At 37.8% G+C, this 23,735-nt stretch carries 20 protein-coding genes; 4 read left to right on the forward strand and 16 right to left on the reverse strand.

Annotated elements, in window-relative coordinates; all coding sequences use genetic code 11:
* Positions 1–43: 43 nt before the first annotated feature.
* From PR767_RS00780 to PR767_RS00805, 6 genes are all read right to left on the reverse strand, one after another.
* Entirely contained in the window at positions 44–787 is a 744-nt protein-coding gene (locus tag PR767_RS00780) for a Slam-dependent surface lipoprotein (protein WP_272519748.1), read from the reverse strand.
* Between the two features lie 436 nt (positions 788–1,223).
* On the reverse strand, positions 1,224–2,345 hold the full coding sequence (rnd, locus tag PR767_RS00785; RefSeq protein ID WP_272519749.1) for a ribonuclease D: 1,122 nt from the start codon (positions 2,343–2,345) through the stop codon (positions 1,224–1,226).
* A gap of 84 nt (positions 2,346–2,429) precedes the next feature.
* The gene (gene fadD / locus PR767_RS00790; RefSeq protein ID WP_004910720.1) at positions 2,430–4,118 is read right to left on the reverse strand and encodes a long-chain-fatty-acid--CoA ligase FadD; all 1,689 of its coding nucleotides are present in this window, start codon (positions 4,116–4,118) and stop codon (positions 2,430–2,432) included.
* A 431-nt stretch (positions 4,119–4,549) separates the two neighbouring features.
* Complete coding sequence (locus PR767_RS00795; protein WP_004910718.1) at positions 4,550–5,152, reverse strand: Slp family lipoprotein; 603 nt, start codon at positions 5,150–5,152, stop codon at positions 4,550–4,552.
* A gap of 244 nt (positions 5,153–5,396) precedes the next feature.
* A complete protein-coding gene (gene tsaB, locus PR767_RS00800) occupies positions 5,397–6,095 on the reverse strand; it encodes a tRNA (adenosine(37)-N6)-threonylcarbamoyltransferase complex dimerization subunit type 1 TsaB (protein ID WP_272519750.1) in 699 nt (232 codons plus the stop codon).
* Between the two features lie 94 nt (positions 6,096–6,189).
* On the reverse strand, positions 6,190–8,115 hold the full coding sequence (locus PR767_RS00805) for an ATP-dependent DNA helicase (protein ID WP_004910714.1): 1,926 nt from the start codon (positions 8,113–8,115) through the stop codon (positions 6,190–6,192).
* 149 nt (positions 8,116–8,264) lie between these two features.
* Between PR767_RS00805 and PR767_RS00810 the strand changes: the two genes are divergently transcribed.
* On the forward strand, positions 8,265–8,612 hold the full coding sequence (locus PR767_RS00810; protein WP_004254978.1) for a RidA family protein: 348 nt from the start codon (positions 8,265–8,267) through the stop codon (positions 8,610–8,612).
* A gap of 177 nt (positions 8,613–8,789) precedes the next feature.
* Here PR767_RS00810 and mdtI read toward each other — a convergent pair whose 3' ends face one another.
* Positions 8,790–9,122, reverse strand: coding sequence for a multidrug/spermidine efflux SMR transporter subunit MdtI (mdtI, locus tag PR767_RS00815; protein WP_004254980.1), 333 nt, complete (start codon positions 9,120–9,122; stop codon positions 8,790–8,792).
* A 1-nt stretch (position 9,123) separates the two neighbouring features.
* A complete protein-coding gene (gene mdtJ / locus PR767_RS00820; RefSeq protein ID WP_004910709.1) occupies positions 9,124–9,552 on the reverse strand; it encodes a multidrug/spermidine efflux SMR transporter subunit MdtJ in 429 nt (142 codons plus the stop codon).
* Positions 9,553–10,186: 634 nt separating this feature from the next.
* Between mdtJ and pdxK the strand changes: the two genes are divergently transcribed.
* Entirely contained in the window at positions 10,187–11,035 is an 849-nt protein-coding gene (gene pdxK, locus PR767_RS00825) for a pyridoxine/pyridoxal/pyridoxamine kinase (protein ID WP_272519751.1), read from the forward strand.
* Between the two features lie 97 nt (positions 11,036–11,132).
* Here pdxK and zwf read toward each other — a convergent pair whose 3' ends face one another.
* The gene (gene zwf / locus PR767_RS00830) at positions 11,133–12,608 is read right to left on the reverse strand and encodes a glucose-6-phosphate dehydrogenase (RefSeq protein ID WP_004910705.1); all 1,476 of its coding nucleotides are present in this window, start codon (positions 12,606–12,608) and stop codon (positions 11,133–11,135) included.
* A 472-nt stretch (positions 12,609–13,080) separates the two neighbouring features.
* Here zwf and PR767_RS00835 point away from each other — a divergent pair, with 472 nt between their 5' ends.
* Entirely contained in the window at positions 13,081–13,926 is an 846-nt protein-coding gene (locus PR767_RS00835) for a MurR/RpiR family transcriptional regulator (protein ID WP_004910703.1), read from the forward strand.
* 200 nt (positions 13,927–14,126) lie between these two features.
* Positions 14,127–15,569 carry a pyruvate kinase gene (gene pyk / locus PR767_RS00840; RefSeq protein ID WP_109913282.1) on the forward strand — a complete coding sequence of 481 codons (1,443 nt, stop codon included), beginning with the start codon at positions 14,127–14,129 and terminating at the stop codon, positions 15,567–15,569.
* A gap of 52 nt (positions 15,570–15,621) precedes the next feature.
* Here the strand turns inward: pyk and PR767_RS00845 are convergent, their stop codons facing one another.
* The 7 genes from PR767_RS00845 to lpxM all read right to left on the reverse strand — a co-directional run bounded on the left by PR767_RS00845 (position 15,622) and on the right by lpxM (position 23,698).
* Entirely contained in the window at positions 15,622–16,050 is a 429-nt protein-coding gene (locus PR767_RS00845) for a DUF7832 domain-containing protein (protein WP_164528889.1), read from the reverse strand.
* 156 nt (positions 16,051–16,206) lie between these two features.
* Positions 16,207–17,223: a fimbrial protein gene (locus tag PR767_RS00850; RefSeq protein ID WP_117161952.1), complete on the reverse strand. Its 1,017-nt coding sequence runs from the start codon at positions 17,221–17,223 to the stop codon at positions 16,207–16,209.
* An 8-nt stretch (positions 17,224–17,231) separates the two neighbouring features.
* Positions 17,232–19,718, reverse strand: coding sequence for a fimbria/pilus outer membrane usher protein (locus PR767_RS00855; RefSeq protein ID WP_272519752.1), 2,487 nt, complete (start codon positions 19,716–19,718; stop codon positions 17,232–17,234).
* 1 nt (position 19,719) lies between these two features.
* Entirely contained in the window at positions 19,720–20,391 is a 672-nt protein-coding gene (locus PR767_RS00860; RefSeq protein WP_109913286.1) for a fimbrial biogenesis chaperone, read from the reverse strand.
* A 56-nt stretch (positions 20,392–20,447) separates the two neighbouring features.
* Positions 20,448–20,969: a fimbrial protein gene (locus tag PR767_RS00865; protein WP_110731910.1), complete on the reverse strand. Its 522-nt coding sequence runs from the start codon at positions 20,967–20,969 to the stop codon at positions 20,448–20,450.
* 158 nt (positions 20,970–21,127) lie between these two features.
* Entirely contained in the window at positions 21,128–22,015 is an 888-nt protein-coding gene (locus PR767_RS00870) for a LysR family transcriptional regulator (RefSeq protein ID WP_272519753.1), read from the reverse strand.
* 708 nt (positions 22,016–22,723) lie between these two features.
* Positions 22,724–23,698, reverse strand: a complete 975-nt coding sequence (gene lpxM, locus PR767_RS00875; RefSeq protein ID WP_004910694.1) for a lauroyl-Kdo(2)-lipid IV(A) myristoyltransferase — start codon at positions 23,696–23,698, stop codon at positions 22,724–22,726.
* Between the last annotated feature and the right edge of the window lie 37 nt (positions 23,699–23,735).

Below are 23,735 nucleotides of genomic sequence, written 5' to 3' on the forward strand. Positions count from 1 at the left end.
TTTCCTTTTGCCTACTTTTTTTATCCAATTATATTTTCAGTAATTATTCGTCTTTCTGCCCACCAAATGCCGTGTCTAGCTCACGATTACTCTCATAGAAAAGAATACCTGCCACTTGTTCAGCATTCTCCCCAAAGAGTTGTCCCATACTCTCACCATGATCTGTTCCATTAGCAATGGCAGCACCGATAAATTTACCATCTTCTTCAATGGAGCCCATCATGGAGTGGCTATTCGTTCCTTCTAATGCACCTGTATATGATTTATCCGTAAAATCAGCATTAAACCAACCCGTCTGTTTTGCTTCACCTGCGAATTGGTTAATGCCTGCTATAGTATAAGTCGCTTGGCCACTGGTTGGGACTTCTGTTGTTGCATTTGCACCGGAGAAATAAACCGTGTGCATTGCATCATCGGCTAAGCCAGTTTGTGACCAATCACCGAAATATACCTCGGCATCTGCAACTTGACTAAATTGGAACTTGCCCATGCCACCGTGCGGGCTACCGCCACTTTCCAAAACATACACGTTGTCTGGCTTTTGTGTTACCATATATTTTAAGCCAGAAAATGATATGGTTTTGCCTTCCTTCATAAAGCGAGAACCAATTCCCGGTGCCCCGATACTCCCCCCATGTGGCCCCATAGTTGATTGAGTTTTATCGACAATAATATTTGTTAGGCCATCATTATAATTTAAACTCTGATTTGATACCGTTTCTGCCATAACACCAACAGAAAATATAGAGAAAGATACTGCAACTATAATTAATGATAATTTCTTCATTTGCGCGTCCTTTTCAATAGAAGTTTTAATTAGGTAGTTTTTTAAAAAGACACATTAAATAAAAGTTTATGCTTTCCTTTAATGTTCGAGATTGAGTATATGCAAATGATTTTTATTTACAAATAAGGGAAATATAATTCAATTTTTTATTATTAGGCAATAAGAAAAAATAATCTTTTATTTTTTAAACAGTTAATTAAAAACCCTATAATATCTAATTTTATTTATTAGGGTTTTCATTAAGAATTAATTCTATTTTTAAGAGTAATTACAATTATTGGATAAAAGTAAAATAAATATATTGATTAATAAATAAAACGTATATTTTTATAAATATATTGACAAACAATAAATATAAATGAAATACAGGTGAAGAAAGTAGACTAAGTTATTTAAATGAGATACAAGAAGTACTCTTCTTGTACCTCATAATATGCTATACGCTTGCTAAGAGCTTTGCTATGGGTTCAGCGAGTAATCGCCCTCGCCAGCCAGCCAATAGCTCAGGAGGTGTAGCCGAAGACTTTAACCCCCAATGAATAGACAGTAATTGGTTAATTTGCCGTCTAGAGGCCAATAATTCTGCATTAAATTTTTCGTTTTCAGCAATATCTTTAACTACCGCTTTAATTTCTTTAAACACACTTTTGTATTGGCTCTGTTCAGTAATATTCGCCACCGGCGTTGGGTATTGGCTTTCATCAAGTTGTTTTGCTTGTTCGACAATCGCTAATAAACGCTTACCATGGCGACGAATTTCTTGCCCCGTTAAACCAAGTGCATCGAGTTCACCAAGAGAGCCTGGTAAATAGCGGGCTACTTTCCACAGGTGCTCTTCTTTCACCACAAAGTTGACCGCCATATCACGTGCTTTAGCTTGGTTTAAACGCCATTGTGCTAATAACTGTAGGCAAGCCAGCTGTTCATCACGTAGTTGCCACGCATTATGGATATTCATGTAGGCTTTTTCTGGCTTTAGTGTTTTTTGCCGACGAGCGACAACACGTTGGCACTCATCTTTTGCATCTTCCAAATAGCCAGCTTCAGTCACTTTTCCCATTAAAATTTCAGCTAATGGCAGCAAATACAGTACATCTGCGGCTGCATAATCACATTGTTTTTCGCTTAACGGACGCGCGAGCCAGTCTGTCCGTGATTCACTTTTGTCGAGCTCAATGCCTAAATGTTCAGCAACCAATGACGCAAAACCACAAGAAATTGGGTAACCTAAAAATGCAGCCACAACTTGTGTGTCGATCATCGGCTCAGGTACACAATCGAAATCATGCATAAACACTTCAAGGTCTTCACTCCCCGCATGTAAAAATTTTAGTTGCTCTGGGTTGGTTAAAAGTGCTTTAAATGGGCTAAAATCCGTGATTAATAATGGGTCAATTAACGAAACTTGCTTTCCATCATATAGCTGTAGCAAACCTAGTTGTGGGTAATATGTTCGGGTACGAACAAACTCGGTATCCAAAGCGAGCCATGGTGCATTACTAGCCTCTTGGCATACTTGGGCTAATTCACTATCTGTAGTTACTAAACGATAATTCAAAACAAGTTTCTCTTTTTTATTTTCATCACAATGACGCCGGTTAAAACCGGCGTCATCTATTCTTTGTTTAAGACTAAACCACAATCATACTGGTGATTTTTCTCTTTGCAATTTTTCTTCATCACGTAGGTCTTTACGCAAAATTTTACCCACATTAGATTTTGGTAATTCATCACGAAATTCAAATATCTTAGGTACTTTATACGCGGTTAATGAACGACGGCAAAAGGTTTTTAGCTCATCACCCGTTAAATTCGCATTTTTCGTTACAACGAAAACTTTAACCGCTTCACCCGTACTTTCACTTGGTACGCCAATTGCGGCACATTCTATAACGTCTGGATGTGCCGAAATAACATCTTCAATTTCATTTGGATAAACGTTAAAACCTGAAACGATGATCATATCTTTTTTGCGATCAACAATACGAATATAACCTTCGCTATCTATTTCTGCGATATCCCCCGTCGCTAACCAACCATCCACTATCGTGTCCGCGGTAGAATCAGGCCGGTTCCAATACCCTTTCATGACTTGTGGACCTTTTACCCACATTTCGCCAGGCTCACCAATAGCGACTTCGTTGCCGTCGTCATCAAGGAATTTAACATCTGTTGACGGAACAGGTAAACCAATGCTTCCACTATAACTGGTTAAATTATAAGGATTACCCGTTACTAGTGGTGCACATTCTGTTAACCCATACCCCTCGAGTAAATGTTTCCCTGTCAGCTTCTGCCATTTTTCTGCAACGGCTTTTTGAACGGGCATTCCGCCTCCAACTGAAAGGCGTAAACGTGAAAAATCCAACTTTTTGAACTCTTCATTATGCAGCCACGCATTAAATAACGTGTTAACACCAGTAATTGACGTAACGGGATAACGTCCTAGTTGTTTTACGGTGTCAGGTACATCTCTAGGGTTGGTAATCAATAAGTTAACTCCCCCCACCGTAATAAATAGTAAGCAGTTAACTGTCAAAGCGAAAACGTGATACAGCGGTAAAGCAGTGACAACAAATTCAGCCCCAAATTTCAGTACAGGCCCGTAAGCCGCTCTTGCTTGCTCAATATTTGCTAACATGTTGCGATGAGTTAACATCGCCCCTTTAGCAACACCGGTTGTTCCACCGGTATATTGCAAAAAGGCCAAGTCATCACCGGTAATGTTAGGCTTAATGTACTGCATACGATAGCCATAATGCATAGCGCGGCGAAAGGAAATGGCGTCTGGTAAATTATATTTAGGGACTAAGCGTTTGACATACTTAACTACAAAATCAACGATTGTGGCTTTAGGACGTGAAAGTTGGTCACCCATACGCGTTAAAATGACGTGTTTCACTTTGGTATTGAAAACAATTTTTTCCAGTGTATGCGCAAAATTCGATACAATAACAATCGCTGTTGCACCGCTATCATTCAATTGATGCTCTAACTCTCTTGGGGTATAGAGTGGATTAACATTTACTACAACCATCCCTGCTCGTAATATCCCAAATAAAGCAATCGGATATTGTAATAGGTTTGGCATCATTAATGCGACACGATCCCCTTTTTTAAGGCCAAGTCCATTTTGTAAGTAGGCAGCAAAAGCGCGACTTCTCTCTTCAAGTTTCCGATAAGTCATCACCGCCCCCATGTTAATGAAAGCAGGTTGGTCGGCAAATTGAGAAACCGCATTTTCAAGTAACTCTGCTAGAGAAGCGAAGCTATCAGGATTGATTTCTTCCGGCACATCAGCAGGGTAATTTTTTAGCCAGATTTTTTCCAAAATGTTACTCCTGAATTTAGTGAAGTTATTATACTCAACATCTCTTTTAACAAATTATTAACTCAGCGTACCAGTTTGAAAAACAGACAATGTCAAGGTTGAGAGGTCTATCACTAAATAAATTTTGTTCCTTCAAGAAAAAACAAGGCGGACTAAGCCGCCTTGTTTGTCTTAAATTAGTTAAACAGATATAAATCTGTACAAGATTGCGTAATTATACATGATGTTACGTTGTTTTTGGAGAGCTTATCTAGTCACTTAAGAAAGGATTTAACCTATTACGTTAACTAAAGTCATTTTTATTGAAACTAAATTTTAGTTAATGTTTTTATTACGCACTTTCATCTGTTAGCGCTTATTTAGATAATCTTTTCTATATCAACAAAAAAGCCCCGCTATAAGCAGGGCTTTTAAATAAAGAAAGATAATCATTATTCTGTTAGATACGTTTGTACGGGTACTGGGCCTCCAGGATAACCGTATCCATAACCATAGCCCCACGGGTGGTTATAAAAATACGGGTCACCATAATAACCATAACCCCACGGGCCAGATGGCGGAAGCATGACACTTTGTGCAACATTCCAGCGTTGGAAACCTGTTACATCTAACGTGACATACTTATAAGGAACTTGCCCTACTTTTCCTTGTTGCTCCCCAGTGATTTTCCCCACCACAGTAATATAACGGTTAGTAAAATCACTTGGTTCACGAAAACCATTTAGGTACGCATAAATACGCCCAATAGAAGGGGAATTGAGTTCTGGCGCAGCATCATATTTATTTAATGCCATCACCGCAATTTCTAAACGTGTTCTTGCTGTTTCATTTTTAACTGCAAGCACTTTCCCGCCAAAACGTGCCTCCTGCCCAATATACATTTCAGGAGCATTTTGTACGGATGTTAAGTTATCTGTTGGGTTTTGCACCGAACCTTGAATTGAAGCAGGTATCGAAACACACCCTGTCAGTGCTAATATGCTTGCAACAAAAAGGCCTTTAAGTGCATTACGGCAGTTTAATTCAATGTTCATAGACCACCTCCGATTAGCGACATTATAAATTCAGGTAATACAGTTTTAAATAGCATTTAGCAAACAAAACACGATATGTTAAAAGTAGCCATAAGAATTCTATTACACCCTAATAATATCCTAAATTATTGAATGATTCGATTCGTATTTTTATTATTCAATATTGGATTTATTTTCTGTTTAATATAAAAAATTGGCTATATCACGTGATATAGCCAATTCAAATCAATTAATTTCCCATGTATTATTCACGACCAGGCAATTTTTTCCATGTAACTTCATTACGTAGGTAAGTAGGTTCGACGTTTTCAACGGCAACCACTTTTCCCTGTTGCCATAATTGCGCAGCAATGGGTAACATATCTTGCGCATCAGGCAGCGTAATATGGCTATTGGACAATGAAGCTGAGTCATTCAGCAATGAAGGATACGCTTCCCATCCAGTTCCTGCATAACTCCAAACCCCTGAAAGCCCAGTAAATTTATTTTTAAAATCATCGGGAAGTAGAACAGCTTCGGTTTCTTTACCTAACCAGTGACCTTCAGATGTTCGCTGATATTGGGCACAATAAATTTCTGACATCCGTGCATCAATAGCCACTAATACCTGTTTATGCCCCGCTATACGAAAGGCGCCTTCGGCAAGTGTCATTAAAGAGGAAACGCCAATCATGGGTAAATTAGCTCCTAATGCTAACCCTTGTGCGATACCAACACCAATACGAACCCCAGTGAAACTTCCTGGGCCTCGCCCGAAAGCTAATGCATCTAACTGATTTAACCCCATTCCGGCTTCCGCAAGAACGTCCTCAACCATGGGTAAGATTTTTTGCGTGTGCTCACGGGGAGAAACCGCAAAACGAGAAATAATATCACCTTCACACCAAAGTGCGACTGAACAGGCTTCTGTTGCTGTATCAACAGCAAGAATACGACTCGACATGCCTAAACTCCGGCAAATTAATAGTTTCTAATTGAAAGATGCCGATTATATTAACATAAACGGCCGTAGGAATAGCAGAAAAACAAGGTGGGATTTACCTCGTTCTATTAACTTCTTGTCTTTTCTCTTCAAGAAATGCAATTGCTTTTTGTATACTTCTTGTTCGCGGTGATGGCGGAAGGCTACGTAAAAAAACCTCACCATAAGGACGTGTCACTAAGCGGTTATCACAAATAACGATGACACCATAGTCACTGGTATCACGAATTAACCGCCCGACACCTTGTTTTAAAGTAATCACGGCATCTGGTAATTGAACATCAGAAAAAGGGTCTCCGCCTCGTAATTCACAATCTTCGATACGCGCTCTTAATAATGGGTCATCCGGCGCAGTAAATGGGAGTTTATCGATAATGACACAAGTCAGTTCATCACCTCGCACATCAACCCCTTCCCAAAAACTACTGGTAGCAACTAAAACGGCATTCCCTGCTGAAATGAATTGGGATAACAGTTTATTTTTACTGCTTTCCCCTTGCATTAAGACGGGTAATGTCAATGAGGATTTAAACTCTTCGGCCAATTCACGCATCATCAGGTGCGATGTACATAAAAAGAAACAGCGCCCCTGATTTTTTTCAATCATAGGTCGTAGCATTGTTGCTAATTTTTGTGCTAGACCTCGTTGATTGAGCTCGGGTAAAAAACGGGGAACACATAATAAGGTTTGGCTTTGATAATCAAATGGGCTGGCTAATAATAACGTTTTTGCACTGACTAAACCTAAACGGTCAGTGAAGTGACTTAATTTTTCATTTACCGACAAAGTTGCTGATGTGAAAACCCAACTGCCTGGCGTACTTGCAATCATTTCGCTGAATTTATCTGCAACCGTTAAGGGGGTTAGCGCCAGTAAAAAATGGCGACCATAACTTTCAAACCAATAACTGTAACCCGCAATCGTCACATCTTTTAAACGATTCAAACGATTTCGGTAAATAGTGACGCGCTCAAAAATTGAGTCTAAGCTCTGTGATCGGCCTAAAGTGGTTTTAATCACTTCGTAACAAAGTTCAAGAGAATCATCAAGTAATGTCAATGCTCTTTGCACTTCAGGGCGTTTTAGTAAATCACGTAAATTACCACGAAAACTGTTTTCCCCCAAATTGAGCCGGAAATCCAGTGTACTTTGCGTGAGCCTATCTGCACTTTTTTGTAGTTGCACTTGGTCTTTTAACTCAGTTCGATAGGCCATAATCATATCGCGTGCAAGATCAAGTAGTTGACGACTGCTAAGTTGCTGACCAAAATATTGGCTGGCGATATCTGGAATTTGGTGCGCTTCATCAAAAATCATGACTTCTGCTTGGGGAATTAGCTCACCAAAACCCGTGTCTTTCACGACTCTATCAGCCATAAATAAATGGTGATTTACAACAACAATATCCGCTTCTAAGGCTTTACGACGTGCTTTTAAGACAAAACAGTCTTGGTAACGTGGGCAGTCGCTGCCGAGACAATTATCATTGGTACTCGTCACTAACGGCCAAACTGGGCTGTCTTCAGCGATATCATGGCAGGTACTCGTATCACCTAACTCAGATTCAATTGACCAACTGCGTAGCCTCACTACCGCTGACAATATTTCAGGTTCAAGACTACCACCACCGAGGGACTGTTGGTCTAATCGCTCTAAGCATAAATAATTTGATCGCCCCTTTAACAAGGCTGTACGCCCAGTGTAACCCATGGCATCAATAATTGTCGGTAAGTCCCGGTGATACAGTTGATCTTGTAAGGCTTTTGACCCCGTAGAAACAATGACTTTTTTTCCACTGCGCAATGCAGGAACTAAATAAGCATAAGTTTTTCCTGTTCCAGTACCGGCTTCCGCCACCAGCACATGCTGCTGCTCAATCGACCCAGTTACTGCGTTCGACATCGTAACTTGTGCTTCTCGAGGCTGAAAACCGGGAATTGTTCTGGCTAAAAAGCCATCCGCAGAAAAATCGTCGTGCACTACAAGACCTATTTATTAGTAATAATGAGGACACACTTTACCATGAGTTTATTAACCCTGCTGAGGTAATTATTATCCCCTTGAACAACTGATTTTCATCCAGCCTACAAACTGTTATTCTTGAGCCACATGTATAATAGGGAATAATTATGACTATCAAACGTATTGACCCGGATAATCGTTGGTCTGAAGCTGTTATTCACAATAATGTAATTTACTACACCAGTGTGCCTGAAAACCTTGACGCTGATATTGTTGCTCAAACAGCAAACACGCTCGCGGCAATTGATGTCATGCTTGAACGTGTTGGTTCAGACAAAAGTAAAATTCTTGATGCCACCATTTTTCTTGCTGATAAAGCCGATTTTGCTGGTATGAACCAAGCATGGGATGCTTGGGTTGTTGCTGGAAGTGCGCCTGTCCGCTGTACTGTCCAAGCATTGTTGATGAAGCCAGAATATAAAGTTGAAATTAAGATTGTTGCAGCAATTGATTGATTAGACAGGTTTTGCTTTGCATAAAAATGGGCGCCAATTATTAGCGCCCATCCATGCTCTAAATAGTTTGTGATGTCGCTAGGCGGCAAGTGAGTTAATCCCTTGGGGCATACAAAAGTATGTGACTAGGGTTAACGAATGCAGCCAACAACGCGACAACGCAAAATATGATGAGCATTATGACATCTTAATAAGTACCATCCCCAGCAACAGCAACACAATTCCCCCCCAGCCTTTATAATTTAGCCGTTGATTGAAAAGAATCCAACCTGCTGCTACTGTCGCGATAATACCGAATGCTCCCCATAATGCATAAGCAATTGAAAGTTCGATTCCTTTTACAGCTTGCGCTAATGCACTGAAGGCTCCGAGTACCGCAATTAGGGAGAGAATACCTATCCAATATCGTTTAAATCCATTCGACATTTTTAACAAAATGTTAGCTGCGATTTCTAATATTACGGCTAGGATCAAAAACGCAGCATGCCACCATTCAAAATGACTCGCCATATTACGCCTCCGACTTAGCTTCGCGTCCAACTAAAGCATTTGTTTTGGCAGCATTGACCGCGTTTTGTGTAACTTGTTTTACTTTCTGTGCAGATTGACGAACGGTGGCTTTTTTGGTGCCTGATTTAATCAACCCAATACCGGTGATCAGTAATACTAATCCACCTATTTTCATCGGTGATAGTGATTCTCCAAACCACATGACACTAAATGTTGTGATAAAAAGAATGCCAATACCTTCCCAGAGTGCATAGGCGACACCTAATGCCACTTTTTTAACTGCAATGGCAAGCAAAATGTATGATGTTGCTATCATGACATACATCACCACCATACCGGTGAAATCACCACTAACGCTGGCATGTTTCATTGATAATGTACCGATAACCTCGGCAACGATAGCTAATACTAAAAATATCCAGTAAATCATTATAATATCTCTCTATGTACAGCCACGTAATAGCCTGTTTTTTGTACAGAACAAATAGACAAATTACTATTGCGCGATTGTTGAAAATTCAAATAAATAACAAGGTGTTGCTGAGTTTATTCAGCGAAATGAATAATCGAGAGAGACGCTATAATGCACCACACCAGTAGTGTTCACTGGAAAGGATAGCTGAAAGGAAAAGCCTGTGTGTCGTTCTTTTTTGGGACTTGCTGATCTTGCCGCTAGTTGAGCTAAGCATGATATCTTATTCTTTTCATCAGGTAGACATCTACCCAATTTACTCCGAACCCTCATGTTGATAGTTAATTTCAGCTTATTTTTAGCATGCCAACTTTATTAAGTCAATGAATATAAACATTTTTTGCATTGAATAAAAATATGCATAACTATTCATTAATATGCTAATCAACCCTTGAACTATCAACAATTATACGAATAAACAAGCGGCAACGATAAATTTTTCATTGGAATTATTTTATAAAAAAATCTCTTTATTCCACTTTTTATACTCTCATCACACCTAAAATATACTATTCGATTTTTAACATTGACAACCTGATTGAACAAGCTTCTTATAGTAGCCATATGATTGTAATATGCCGAAGAGAGTGCCATGAATACCTTTAGCCTTACCTCCAATAGTTTCCAAAATGCCGCAGATGCAACACCATTACCTTATGATGTCGTATCAATTCAGTCGCAAGTTATTTATGGCAGCGTTGGGAATAGCATTGCCGTTCCAGCGTTGACAAAACAAGGTTTACGAGTAGCTGCAGTCCCTACCGTAGTACTGAGTAATACTCCTCATTATACCACTTGCTATGGTGGGGAGTTACCTGGAGAGTGGTTTCGTGGTTATTTAAACGGTTTTGTTGAACGTGGTAGTTTAGATTCTGTAAGAGCTATTTTGACTGGTTATCTAGGTTCCCCAGAAAAAGCTCAAGACTTAGCTGACTGGTTAACCCTCGTCCGCAAAGAACGAGCCGCACTGCCGGTTATTGTTGACCCAGTCATGGGGGATGAGGACAGTGGTTTTTATATTCCCCCTGAAATTGCCGAGGTCTACCGTGATAAAATCATACCTTTAGCAACAGGAATTATTCCAAACAAATTCGAGCTCATGACCTTAAGTGGCAAACAAGTTAATAATTTGGATGATGCAACAACTGCAGCCCGCAGCTTATTGAAAGGAAATACACAGTGGGTAATCATCACAAGTGCTTTCCAGCCTGATGATGATAATATCGAAGTGGTCTGTGTTACCAAAGATGACGTGGCCGTGATCCGCCACAAACGTTACCCTGTCACGCCAAAAGGAACGGGGGATTTATTTGGTGCAGAACTCACCGCACAATTATTAGCTGGGCTGTCCGTTCCTGATGCCGCTAAAATGGCGTGTTTACGCATCGAACAAGCGATTATTCACATGGCTGCTACAGGACGTAGTGAATTGATTCTTTAAACCACGATATAACACGATATAACAAGCATAGAGAAATGGCGGGATTATCCCGCCATTTTAGTCAATACACCGTCTAATATTTCAAGTATTGATAATTTTATTCGAACTCATTCCACGAACGACCATCACGAGCAATCATCGCTACAGATGCAATCGGCCCCCAAGTCCCTGCCTGGTATGGTTTAGGCGCTTCATTGTCCATTGCCCATGCATCTATAATAGAATCAACAAATTTCCATGCTTCTTCTACTTCATCACGGCGAACAAACAGTGCTTGAATGCCGCGCATTGCTTCAAGCAATAAACGTTCATAGGCGTCAGCAAGGTGAGTTTGGTTGAAAGTTTCGGAGAAACTTAAATCCAATTTAGTGGTTTGTAAACGGTGTTTATGATCAAGGCCTGGTGCCTTATTCATAATTTCAATATCAATCCCTTCGTCTGGCTGCAAACGAATAGTTAATTTATTCTGAGGTAGATCTTGATAACTTTCCGAGAAAATATTTAACGCGGGCTTTTTAAAATAAACCACAACTTCTGAACATTTAGCCGGTAGGCGTTTCCCTGTACGTAAATAGAAAGGCACGCCCGCCCAACGCCAGTCATCAATATCAACACGCAAAGCAACGAATGACTCAGTCATACTTTGCTTATTCGCCCCCTCTTCCTCTAGATATCCAGGGACTTTTTTGCCCTGAACAAAACCAGAGGTATATTGCCCACGTACTGCCTTTTCACGCACATTAGTATGGTCAATGCGACGTAAAGAACGTAAGACTTTCACTTTTTCATCACGAATACGGTCAGTAGTTAAATCTGCCGGTGGTGACATCGCAATCATCGTTAAGATTTGCAATAAGTGGTTTTGCACCATATCACGCATTTGGCCTGCTTGATCGAAATAACCCCAACGACCTTCGATTCCCACTTCTTCTGCAACTGTGATCTGGACATGATCGATAGTGCGGTTGTCCCAGTTATTGATAAATAACGAGTTTGCAAAACGCAGTGCGAGTAAATTTAAAACTGTTTCTTTACCAAGATAGTGGTCAATACGATAAACTTGGCTTTCATCAAAATACTTGGCCACTTCATTATTAATTTCTTGTGATGACGCTAAATCCGTTCCCAGTGGTTTTTCCATGACAACACGATTTGGCTTTTTATTTAATTTAGCATGACCCAGTCCTTGGCACATTGCACCAAAGGTGCTCGGTGGCATGGCAAAGTAATGGATAGCCGGTTGTGCATCTTGTTTTAACATTTCAGCTAAACGCACAAAACTTTCAGTCTGGTTAACGTCTAAGTTACAAAAATCCAAGCGAGAGCTCAATTTTTCCCACAATGCTGAATCGAGATCTTCTTTTAAGAACTTATCTAACGCTTCTTTGACAAAGTGGACATAATCATCTTGACTCCATTCAGCTCGACCGACACCAATAATACGCGTGTCTGGATGAATGTAACCTGCTTTCTCTAACTGATAAAGCGATGGCAACAGCTTACGACGAGCGAGGTCTCCCTTGGTGCCAAAAATAATTAAGTCACAAGCTTGAGCAGCATTATGTACCGCCATATTGGTTCTCCTCAATTTGCGGAATGTAAGACCTAACTAGGATAGGCCTTATTGTAATTTTGTTAAAATTAGCCCTAATTCCGCTAATGTACCCTGTTGCTAGTGCCCAGTAAATCTTCATGATACCGATCACAGTTTTTATGATGAAAAAAACAACATATTCCCTGTTTGCTCTTATGTTACACACTGAATAATTTTTAGTGTATTAAAAAGATGCGATTTAACTGAATGGAGACAGCTTCCGTAAAAAAATAACAAAATATGTAGGATGTTTACTAATCTGAAAATTAGATACGGGTCAAAGTTTCACAAAAAGCTGCTAGTTATCACCTGCATTCAGATAGCTTACATATCTTACATAGTATATTTTCAATCTCTATTACAGCATCACGACAAGAAATTAAAAATCAACAATAGGATAACGTGATGACTCACAAATTTCTCCTTTCGATGAAATAGGCGCTTTTGCTATATGAATATTTTAGAACAAATGAAAACAAGTCTCGATTTTTTAAGTAAATCAGAAAAAAAGGTGGCTGAGGTTATTTTAGGTATGCCACAAAATGCCATTCATCTTAGTATCGCCACTCTAGCGCAATTAGCAGATGTTAGCGAACCAACAGTAAACCGCTTTTGTCGGAAAATGGGCACGAAAGGATTCCCTGATTTTAAATTACGATTAGCACAAAACTTAGCCAATGGAACCCCTTACATCAATCGCCATATAGAAGAAACTGACACAGTAAATACCTATACTCACAAAATTTTCGAATCGGCTATGGCCGGGTTAGATAATGTGAAACACACGCTCGATATTAGTGCAATTAACCGTGCAGTTGATTTATTAACCCAAGCACGAAAAATCAGTTTTTTTGGCTTTGGTGCCTCTGCTGCCGTCGCCCACGACGCAATGAATAAATTTTTCCGCTTTAATATTCCTGTCATATACTTCGATGATATTGTCATGCAGCGTATGAGCTGTATCAATAGTACTGAAGGAGACGTTATTGTGCTCATTTCCCATACGGGAAGAACAAAAGCATTAGTTGATATGGCTCGTTTAGCAAGGGAAAACGATGCCACCGTCATAGCAATTACCTCAGAAAACTCTCCGCTATCCCAAGCCGCTACCCTACCTATCATTATTGATGTGCCTGAAGATACAGATATCTACATGCCGATGGTATCAAGAATGGCTCAGCTCGCAGTCATTGACGTATTAACAACGGGTTTTACGTTAAGAAGAGGTGAAAAATTTAGAGATAACTTGAAGCGCGTCAAAGAAGCATTACGTGATTCGCGGTTTGATAGCATCTAAAGGCAATAAACTGACAGTATAAATGCTTTTCTTTGCTTTTCAGGCTTTAATAGTTTTACAGACCTGATAGCATTAAGAAATTGGCTGTATATAATAGCTGTGCTCGTGTCAGCATCCCTATTTGCAGTAAACAGGTTTCGAAATGGGGTGAAATGGTTTCACTCTTTTATCAACACCATTACAGGTCAACGGAGTAATACATGTCTAGACGGCTTAGAAGAACTAAAATTGTTACAACTCTTGGTCCAGCTACCGATCGCGATAATAATCTTGAAAAAATTATCAATGCTGGCGCCAACGTTGTTCGCCTTAACTTCTCCCACGGAACTCCAGAAGACCATCTATTGCGTGCTAATAAAGTACGTGAGATTGCCGCTCGTTTAGGACGTCACGTTGCTATCCTCGGTGATTTACAAGGCCCTAAAATTCGTGTTTCTACGTTTAAAGATGGTAAAGTTTTCCTCAATATTGGTGATAAATTCATTCTTGATGCCAATTTAGGTAAAGGTGAAGGTTGCCAAGAAAAAGTGGGTATCGACTATAAAGGCTTACCTGCCGATGTCGTTCCAGGCGATATTTTACTTCTTGATGATGGGCGTGTTCAATTAAAAGTCCGAGAAGTCCAAGGATTACAAGTCTTTACAGAAGTTACTGTTGGTGGTCAATTATCTAACAATAAAGGTATTAATAAACTCGGTGGCGGTCTTTCTGCTGAAGCATTAACAGACAAAGACAAAGAAGATATAAAAACCGCAGCCAAAATTAATGTCGACTATTTAGCCGTTTCATTCCCTCGCTCTGGTGAAGATTTAGATTATGCGCGCCGATTAGCTCGTGATGCGGGTTGTGAATGTCAAATTGTTGCTAAAGTCGAGCGTGCTGAAGCCGTTGCCAATGATGAAGTCATGGATGAGGTTATTCTCGCTTCTGATGTCGTCATGGTTGCTCGTGGTGACCTCGGTGTAGAAATTGGCGATCCTGAGTTAGTTGCTGTTCAGAAAAAATTAATCCGTCGTTCACGTCAATTAAATCGCGTGGTTATCACTGCAACACAAATGATGGAATCGATGATCACTAACCCAATGCCAACGCGGGCCGAAGTCATGGACGTCGCGAATGCGGTGTTGGATGGTACCGATGCCGTTATGCTTTCCGCTGAAACTGCCGCAGGCCAGTACCCTGCAGAAACGGTAGCTGCAATGGCACAAGTTTGCTTTGGTGCAGAAAAAATGCCTGGCCTGAATGTATCTAAACACCGTTTAGATGCAGAATTTAGCAGCCCAGAAGAAGCAATTGCTATGTCAACAATGTATGCAGCTAACCACCTTAAAGGGGTTAAAGCTATCATTGCAATGACTGAGTCTGGTCGTACTGCTCGTATGATGTCTCGTATCAGTTCTGGCTTGCCTATTTTTGCAATGTCTCGTCATGAAAAAACGCTCAACCAATGTTCTCTATACCGTGGTGTTACCCCTGTTTTCTGTAGCACCCACACAGATGGTATTGCGGCTGCTAATGAAGCAGTGACACGTTTACGTGATAACGGCTATTTAATGAGTGGTGACGTGGTTCTTGTCACTCAGGGTGACTTAATGGGCACCGTAGGTAGCACGAATACTTGTCGTATTCTAGAGGTCGAATAATCTTTTAGCCCTCGCCTATAGGTGGGGGCTGTCTTTTATATTAGTGCTCTATCTAACCTTGAGCTTGTTTCCATTTGGCATATGCTTCGCTAATTACAGGGGCAATTTTATCATAATTTTCCCATGAGTTTTCTATATGGTAAGTTGTTGGTAAATGGCCTTTAAGGACACCTTCATAATCTTCAAAATAGCCCTTCTCTTCCGCTGCATAGTAAAACTGAGTAAAAGCATTACCTTCATCACTTAAATCTTCATCTATAAATTTTTCATCACACATTGTCATCAAAAATTCACGACCATCCAACTTTCGAGCTTTAACTAATGCGAGTTCTTCCCCTGATTCTTCAGTATGAAATTCTCCTACTAAATTATTATGAATAATCCATGTTAAATAAAAGCCAATATGGGTGCCTCCATTCTCATTTGGTAAGTCTGATGGATAATCACCACCGTAATGCCAATCCATACGATCAAATGCCATAGTCGTCCTCAACTTATTCATCAATAAAAGCTAACTATAACTTACTTCAGGTTAGTGATGAATTAAGATAAAGTGCAAAATGATGGCTAAATAATAAGTAATACAAAACAGTAAAACTCTGCAGTTCACTTCTGTTACGTGCAGAGCAAATAGAGCTTAGTGATATTGTAGATTAAATTGTAGCGTACCGTTTGCTTCCCCAGCAGTTGTTATAGATTGAGTTTGGATATAAGCAGCTTCCAACGGAATGTTATATTGGCCTACATTATTTTGTTCAACGATAGGCATTAACTGATTAAGCTTAATTGGTGCTCCGTTATATTTTACTTGGATTGCATAGCCCTTCGCTGTATTTTCATCAGTTAAATTATTGAGTGCAATTGCCCCCGGTGTTTGGCTTGTGTCTTGCGATCCAATAAACGTAATTTTTATCGGTGATATAGGGTCGCAGTCTAATTGAATTTGAAAGTTTCTTTTACTCACGGAGCTTGTTGAACCAACACCTGTAAACGACGATTTGCTGACTTTACCGAACGGCACATCTATTGACTTATTTTTAACTTCGCAACCACTCGAAATAATATTAATTGGCCCTATAGTCACTTTTGGTTCAATTCTTCCATATGAGTCTGAAGCAATAAAACTATTATTGAACAAAATTAACATCGCAGCATAAGTGGTTGGTAAAGTTTGGTTTTTAACATTATTACCAACTTTATAAAAATCTGCTCTTAACTTTACAGTATATCTTGCTGATGATGCATTAGAACCACAAATTAACCTATTACTAATATTTCCATCTTTCGTATTTACTCCATCAACATACGCAGAACCAGAGCAAGGGCTCATCACTGTTCCATGTAAAGCATAACCAACACCTGAACTATTAACTTCTCTCACATAGCCTACACCAGAAATGTACCTTGAATTCCCAGATACGTTTGGTAAATATATACCAACTTCTGTATTACCAGTTACATTCCACCACACCCAAGGGGAATGCGTACCTAAATCAACTGAACCAATAAAAGTACCTACCGGTAATGTGCGTGAGACATAAAGTGTTTTATTTGAATTAACAAGTTGGTTAGTAAATTCAGCCCTAAATTCTGCAACACCAAATTGTGAATATAAAAGTAACGGAATGCCGATTTTTAATCCTAAATTATTCATGACGACTCCTATTCACAAGTTCGTTCTATAAACTGAATTTTTTCATTTTCTAACGATAATGAAAGTGGAACTGTACATTGTTGATTATGACTATTACCCCATTTTACAATGACGATACTTTGCTCTGGAACACCACTTAAATACACTTCCCCATCATTTGCAACAATACCTCCAGTCACTTGCTCTTCATTTTCTATAACAGAAACTTGTGTGCCAAATGCAATTGGTTTGCCTGCATGCTGCAGTTTTAGTAATACTCTAGCGCCGCGTTTTGCTTGAAAATTAGCTAATACAATAGCTCCTTGAGTAGGAACGACAGTTGTTGTATTAATAGCAACATCATTATTACCACTTAATGTTGCAGTATCGACACTAATTTTATTTCGTTCATAGCGTGTAACCGTAGGAATTACAGCAAAGCCTGAAGAGTTAGTATAGAGCGACTGCGCATTATTCACTTTTAAATTATCAATATCTTCAGCTTTTACGAGCACTGCAGAATCATAAATAGTACGTGATGTCGTTAGCCCTCCAGAATGCAGTAATAATGCTCCTGTTGCACCTAGATCGACAGAATGATATTTAGGATCATCATTATAGCCTACACTGTATTCCCCTGATGAAACTATATAGCTTGCACTAATGGAATTACTATATTCATCATGGCTATGGTGGTATCTTTGTGTGAGGTCATACTGCAAATTATTATCTTCTAATTGCGTACCATTAAAACTCAATGAGCTAATAGAGTCGCCTTTTTTACTGGTATTATAGCTATAATTGATCCAATTATTTCTCCACCCTAAATCAAAAGGAATACTTAAATTTAATGACAGCATTTGGTCATTGGTATTCGAATAATCTTGCTTTGTATAAAAATAAGCAACACTGTAATTCATCGAATTATAATTAGAACTAAAACTCATTGTTAGATTTTTATCTGAACCACTTTTATCCCAATAATATTGCTGGTAACCATTCACTGATAAATAACCTATTCCGTTAAGTGATTGGGATACTGATGCTTGAAACTGTTGTTTTTTCCGATCGATGTTATAAAAGTAATTATTCGAATCAGAGAAATCATAATAATTCTTTGTTGAATAGCGATATGATGCTAAAGAAAAAGAAGTGCCTGTATCTGGAATATATTTTGAATACTGAATTCGGTATGATTGCCCTTCTGCCTTCTTTTTATCAATCAATCGTGCCGATGCTTGTGTAATATCTGTCGATATCGCACCAATATTACCTAAGTTTACTCCAGTACCTATTGTGTAAGCTTGATAGCCTTGGGAAACTAAAAAACCTCCATAAGCGGATAAGTTATATGGTAACCCATAAATTGCTGATGCTTGCGCAAAATTTGGTTTACGCCGTGCACTATCAACATTATATTTACCAATATCTACACTATATTTTAATGCACCTGCCCTTTGCATCATTGGTACCGCTGAAAACGGCTGAATAAAAGATCGGATTGTTCCATTAGCTTCTTCAATGGAGACCTCAAGGTCACCACTGTATGAAGTTGGATATAAATCATTAATTGAAAACTCACCGGGGGGTACAGTTGTTTGATAAATCACATTACCATTTTGCCTAATAGTAACAATCGCATTTGATTGTGCAATTCCTATGACTGTCGGTGCAAAACCTCTTTCACTTTGAGGCAACATACTTTCATCGGAAGCTAACCTTATCCCACGATAAGGGTTGCTTTCCATCACACCATTATCAAAGGATGTTTCACCAATCGTTAATCGACTTTTTAAACTTCTGATATCTCGCTCTATATAGGTTTGTAAGTTATTCCAATTTGTTTCATTGGTTGTATTACTATATGTGCTATAGCTACGCAAACGCCAAGCATTTATATTAATACCGCTTCTTAAACCTAAGAATGTATTATCTCTGTTATCTCTATTTTGGTACCAATGCTTATTAAATCTTGCAGTGTAATTAACAAATGCCACATTAATTCCATCGTCCCATTCTTTCGGTTCAACGTAACCTCGGCTAGTATTTTCTAATCCAATTTGAGGAATACTAACTTGTAGCTGTTGGATTTCGAATTTGTATTGATAATTAGCGCTAGGAATAATTTGAGCAATATCGTTCAAATATTCATCACTTTCAATTACTGAGAATTTTTCGCTTGCTGAGTTTTTTACCCCCCAATCTAGTAGCATTTTTTTTGTTATTTTAGGGAGTAGTTTTTTAGTTTTATCATCAAATAAAAATGTAATATTCTTATTGTCCACCCGTTGATCATTAATATAAATATCAACAAAATAGTCACCTGGTAATTGCCCACCTGTGGATGACAAGTAGCCCAAGCTATTCACATCGGCAACTTGACTTTCAATTCCAGTGTTGATGGCATTGATATCAAATATATCTTCAGCAATTGTATTATTGGCATACAATATCAAGCTGATCGTAGTAAAAACTTTAGAATACATAATTCTATTTTTGGTATAGAGAATTGACATCTTAGATACTCTTACTTGGTTTTTTCTCTATGATAGCGCCATAATCATTAATAAACTGAACAACTATTGAATCACCATTATTTATTTTTTTCTTAAGAATGTAGTCATTTTTAAATGGGTATATTAAGCTAGCGCCATCAATAACCTTGTCATTGATAAGAATATTTTTGATTGATAAATGATATGGTGTTTGGTTATCAATCATAACTCCATCTGATTTTTCAACTAAATTAACCTTCTCAAAATCAAAAGGTTCAATATCTTTCGACCTTAAAAATAATTTAAATTGTGAGTTTATAATTATCTGTAGCTCATTTTCAATACTATTATTTTTCGGTGGTATTGATTTAATATTAAGCAAATAGATTTTTTCTTCATTTGAATTTATAGGTTCACCTATGTATGAAATTCTCGCTGAGCCATTTGTATCTGGTTCAATTCGGAATAATGGTGGCGTAGCAATAAATGGTGCTTTACCCTCACCATTAAATGGAGAAACCCAACTTTGGATTAAAAATGGTTTTTCTTTATCACTATTAAAAATCGGGATATCAATTTCACGTTTGTTTTCTTCATAGACAAAACGTGTTCCACCTACACTAATACCTGACGCTTGAGAGATGTTAGAAATAGAAAATAAACATATACAGATTGAAAAAAATATTTTTTTCATAAAACAGCCATGATATTGATGTGAGAAAGAGGGCAACCATTGTGCCCTCCAAATAATTAATGATATTGAATGCTATATACTGCACTACTATTAGCAGGACCTGCAGTTGCTGCGCCTGTAGCTTTATAACGAGCTACGTAATCTAAGTCTACAGTTGCACCATCGAATTCAATTTGTTTTGAGTCATCAAATAATTTGATTTGTGTTGTTGCGTCTTTTTCAAATAAAGCAATACCGACATTATTTGCAACACCTGCACCTTGGTTGATGGCAAGAATATCCCGGTCTGCAGTATCACGTGTACCACCAAAGCGTACAGTTACTTTCGAGTTTGCTGGACAATCAACAAGCTTAATCGTGAAGTCTTTCAATCCTGCAACTTCACCCTGTGCAGCTAAACTTTTAGCTGATACCTTTCCAAGATCAACATTTAAATTTTTTGAATTACTATCAACTGTACAAGCAATGTCAGTTATTTCCCCGGTAAAATTAATTGTACCTGAAGCAAAAACAGTTGGCGCAGATGTTACAGCTAAAGCAACCCCTATTACTGCTAGGGATTTTTTTAGAATACTCATAATAGTTCCTATAATAAAATTTTTAATTATTAATTACTATTATATGAATAAATAAATTACTCATATTAGATGTTCTAAAGGAATATACCATTTACCTTTAGTTAAGTTAACTAATGGATACATTGAATTTTTTAAAATGACATCTAAAATATTTATGTTTAATTTTGGTTATTCATTAATTGACTCATTAATTTAGCTTTTTCATTATCAATTAGGTAGTATCTTAAAATTTCATTAGCCATTGAATTTTTATTCAGATACATATAAAAATTATAGAATGATTTTTTATTTGCTGTTTTCAGCTCTTTTAATGAATTATTATTCAATTCCTTCTGGACTAAATTTTTTGGTAACCATAAATACCCAATCGAATTCTCTGTTAATTGAATTGCTAAATCCACATTAGGAACATGAATGGTTTGGATGCTTTTTATACTATCCATATCTGTAGTTCCCAAAGCAATCAATGTTGTTTTTTCCATTGATTTCAATACATTATCAGCCTGGCAATGTTGAAGCTTATGATTTGGATTGGATACAAACACCGCCTCAACTTGCTCAAGGAATATAGGGTTTAACGACTCAACGTAATGGTGAGTAATTAATAAATCATAATTTTTAACTTCAAAAACATCTGTTTTTTTTAATAAAACACGTTTCAAATCAATATCATAATCCTTTCTAGAGCGACTTACCCCCCCAATTTTCTTCAGTATTTCATCACTTTGATATAGTGAATCAATAACAATATTAATTTTATTATTTCCTTCATAATTTAATGATTTAGCAACCTCTTCTAATGAAATTGCTTTATTTGTTACCTCTCTCGATAGCGCTAATAGCTGCTCTCCTTGTTTAGTTAATACTGCACGACGTTTTTCTAAAGAAAATATTTCAATTTCCAATGTTTGCTCTAATTTACTAATGGTGTAGCTAATTGATGATTGTGTCCTATGCAAAATTTCAGCTGCTTGAGCAAAACCACCGTAGTCAACCACTACCTGTAGAGTTATCCATTGATCTAACGTTGTTCGAGTTTTTTCCATAGAGTCTCCAAGTATTAATCTGGGAGTCATTTTTATTATATAATTAAAATATAGCAATATATTTTATATATCGTTAATAAGTGATTATACATAATGCTTAGTATTTACTCATATGTTTAAAATTATTTATTCTCTTTTTTTTAGTATGTAAGGAATAATTTTTAATATAAAGATTGATTTTATATTTTAAATATAGCCTTACACTTATCATATAATTAACATAAATAACCAATAAATAATTTCAATTTTAAATTAAAAAAATAATAATTTCATAAAGATGAAAAAAAATAATTTTAGAAGAAAAAACCAATACTCAACTATAATTATTGTAAAGCATACAAATAATAACCATAACTGGCTAGTCATTTAATGATGATTTTGTAATGTTATCTACTGCATGGTTGGCTTTACATTAGATAAATAAAAAGGAATATCACAATACAAACATTGAAATAAAGCTGCTTCAGTATATATACTAAGATCTAATTTCATGATTAATGTTACACTGGCTAATTACTGCTAGTGATAATATCATCAGCATAATAATTACTTAAAACGATACGGTTTGATATTTATTAGTTCTAGTTTATCTGATGTTAGGCAAGTAATAATATGAACCCTCGTTCATTTTATAAATACACACTTTTAAATAAAAAAAGCCATTACTTAAAAAGTAATGGCTTAAACACTATTCTGTAAAACTAAACACTAACGGTAGAGATCTTTACGTTGATAAGGTTCTATCTCCCCCTCTTTACGCGTTTTTAATAGCTTTAATATCCATGTGTATTGTTCTAAATTCGGAGAAACCAAATATTCCAGTTCCTCATTCATTCTTCGTGCAATGTACTTATCATCCTTACCATCGATATCATCCATTGGTTCACGGATATAAATATGCAATTGGTGCGTTTTATGGTCATAAACGGGAAATAGCGGTACAACTTTCGCTTTGCAAACTTTCATTAGCCTACCAATAGCAGGTAATGTCGCCTTATATGTACCAAAAAAATCAACAAATTCACTATGCTCTTCACCATGATCTTGGTCAGGAAGATAAAAGCCCCAATAACCTTGCCTAACAGAAGCGATAAAAGGCTTAATCCCCGCCTCTCTTGAGTGCAAACGCCCCCCAAAATGGTATCTCGCTTTATTCCATAAGTAATCGGCAACAGGGTTCTTTTGGTGATGAAACATTGCAGCCATTTGTTGGCCTTTTGCTGCTAATAACATGGCTGGCGCATCAACAGCCCAGCCATGAGGAACCATAAAAATAACATTACTTTGCTGCTGTTTTAAGCGCTCTATAATTTCTTGATTATGCCAATGTGTCCTCGCTAGCGTTTTACTCGCACCACGAAGACATAACTCTGCCAACATGACAAAAGACTGTGGTGCGGTTTCAAACATGCGATCAACTAACTCTTCTCGTTGATGTTCGGTCAATTCCGGAAAACAATAAAGTAAGTTAATTTTGGCACGACGACGGCCACTTTTAGCAAGCCGCCCAACCCATTTTCCTATTTTAGCAAGTAAAGGGTCACGGATCTTAACAGGAATGAAAGCCAATCCCGCTAAAACACCAGCCCCTAGCCACACCCCCCAATATTTAGGTAATAGGTAAGAACGGTGAAAAGTTGGCACATAGCCTTTTTTACTATCAGTGTCTTGATCTTTATTCATGCTGTACTCAAGTGAATAATAGCCATCTTTCTATAGC

The organism is Providencia sp. PROV223, assembly GCF_028479245.1.
Classification (GTDB): domain Bacteria; phylum Pseudomonadota; class Gammaproteobacteria; order Enterobacterales; family Enterobacteriaceae; genus Providencia; species Providencia rettgeri.

Bases quoted from the DNA above. Each gene is read 5' to 3' on its own strand.
- PR767_RS00780 (WP_272519748.1), bottom strand. From the start codon at position 787: ATGAAGAAATTATCATTAATTATAGTTGCAGTATCTTTCTCTATATTT.
- PR767_RS00795 (WP_004910718.1), bottom strand. From the start codon at position 5,152: ATGAACATTGAATTAAACTGCCGTAATGCACTTAAAGGCCTTTTTGTT.
- tsaB (WP_272519750.1), bottom strand. From the start codon at position 6,095: ATGTCGAGTCGTATTCTTGCTGTTGATACAGCAACAGAAGCCTGTTCA.
- PR767_RS00810 (WP_004254978.1), top strand. From the start codon at position 8,265: ATGACTATCAAACGTATTGACCCGGATAATCGTTGGTCTGAAGCTGTT.
- mdtI (WP_004254980.1), bottom strand. From the start codon at position 9,122: ATGGCGAGTCATTTTGAATGGTGGCATGCTGCGTTTTTGATCCTAGCC.
- mdtJ (WP_004910709.1), bottom strand. From the start codon at position 9,552: ATGATTTACTGGATATTTTTAGTATTAGCTATCGTTGCCGAGGTTATC.
- pdxK (WP_272519751.1), top strand. From the start codon at position 10,187: ATGAATACCTTTAGCCTTACCTCCAATAGTTTCCAAAATGCCGCAGAT.
- zwf (WP_004910705.1), bottom strand. From the start codon at position 12,608: ATGGCGGTACATAATGCTGCTCAAGCTTGTGACTTAATTATTTTTGGC.
- PR767_RS00835 (WP_004910703.1), top strand. From the start codon at position 13,081: ATGAATATTTTAGAACAAATGAAAACAAGTCTCGATTTTTTAAGTAAA.
- pyk (WP_109913282.1), top strand. From the start codon at position 14,127: ATGTCTAGACGGCTTAGAAGAACTAAAATTGTTACAACTCTTGGTCCA.
- PR767_RS00845 (WP_164528889.1), bottom strand. From the start codon at position 16,050: ATGGCATTTGATCGTATGGATTGGCATTACGGTGGTGATTATCCATCA.
- PR767_RS00850 (WP_117161952.1), bottom strand. From the start codon at position 17,223: ATGAATAATTTAGGATTAAAAATCGGCATTCCGTTACTTTTATATTCA.
- PR767_RS00855 (WP_272519752.1), bottom strand. From the start codon at position 19,718: ATGTCAATTCTCTATACCAAAAATAGAATTATGTATTCTAAAGTTTTT.
- PR767_RS00860 (WP_109913286.1), bottom strand. From the start codon at position 20,391: ATGAAAAAAATATTTTTTTCAATCTGTATATGTTTATTTTCTATTTCT.
- PR767_RS00865 (WP_110731910.1), bottom strand. From the start codon at position 20,969: ATGAGTATTCTAAAAAAATCCCTAGCAGTAATAGGGGTTGCTTTAGCT.
- PR767_RS00870 (WP_272519753.1), bottom strand. From the start codon at position 22,015: ATGGAAAAAACTCGAACAACGTTAGATCAATGGATAACTCTACAGGTA.
- lpxM (WP_004910694.1), bottom strand. From the start codon at position 23,698: ATGAATAAAGATCAAGACACTGATAGTAAAAAAGGCTATGTGCCAACT.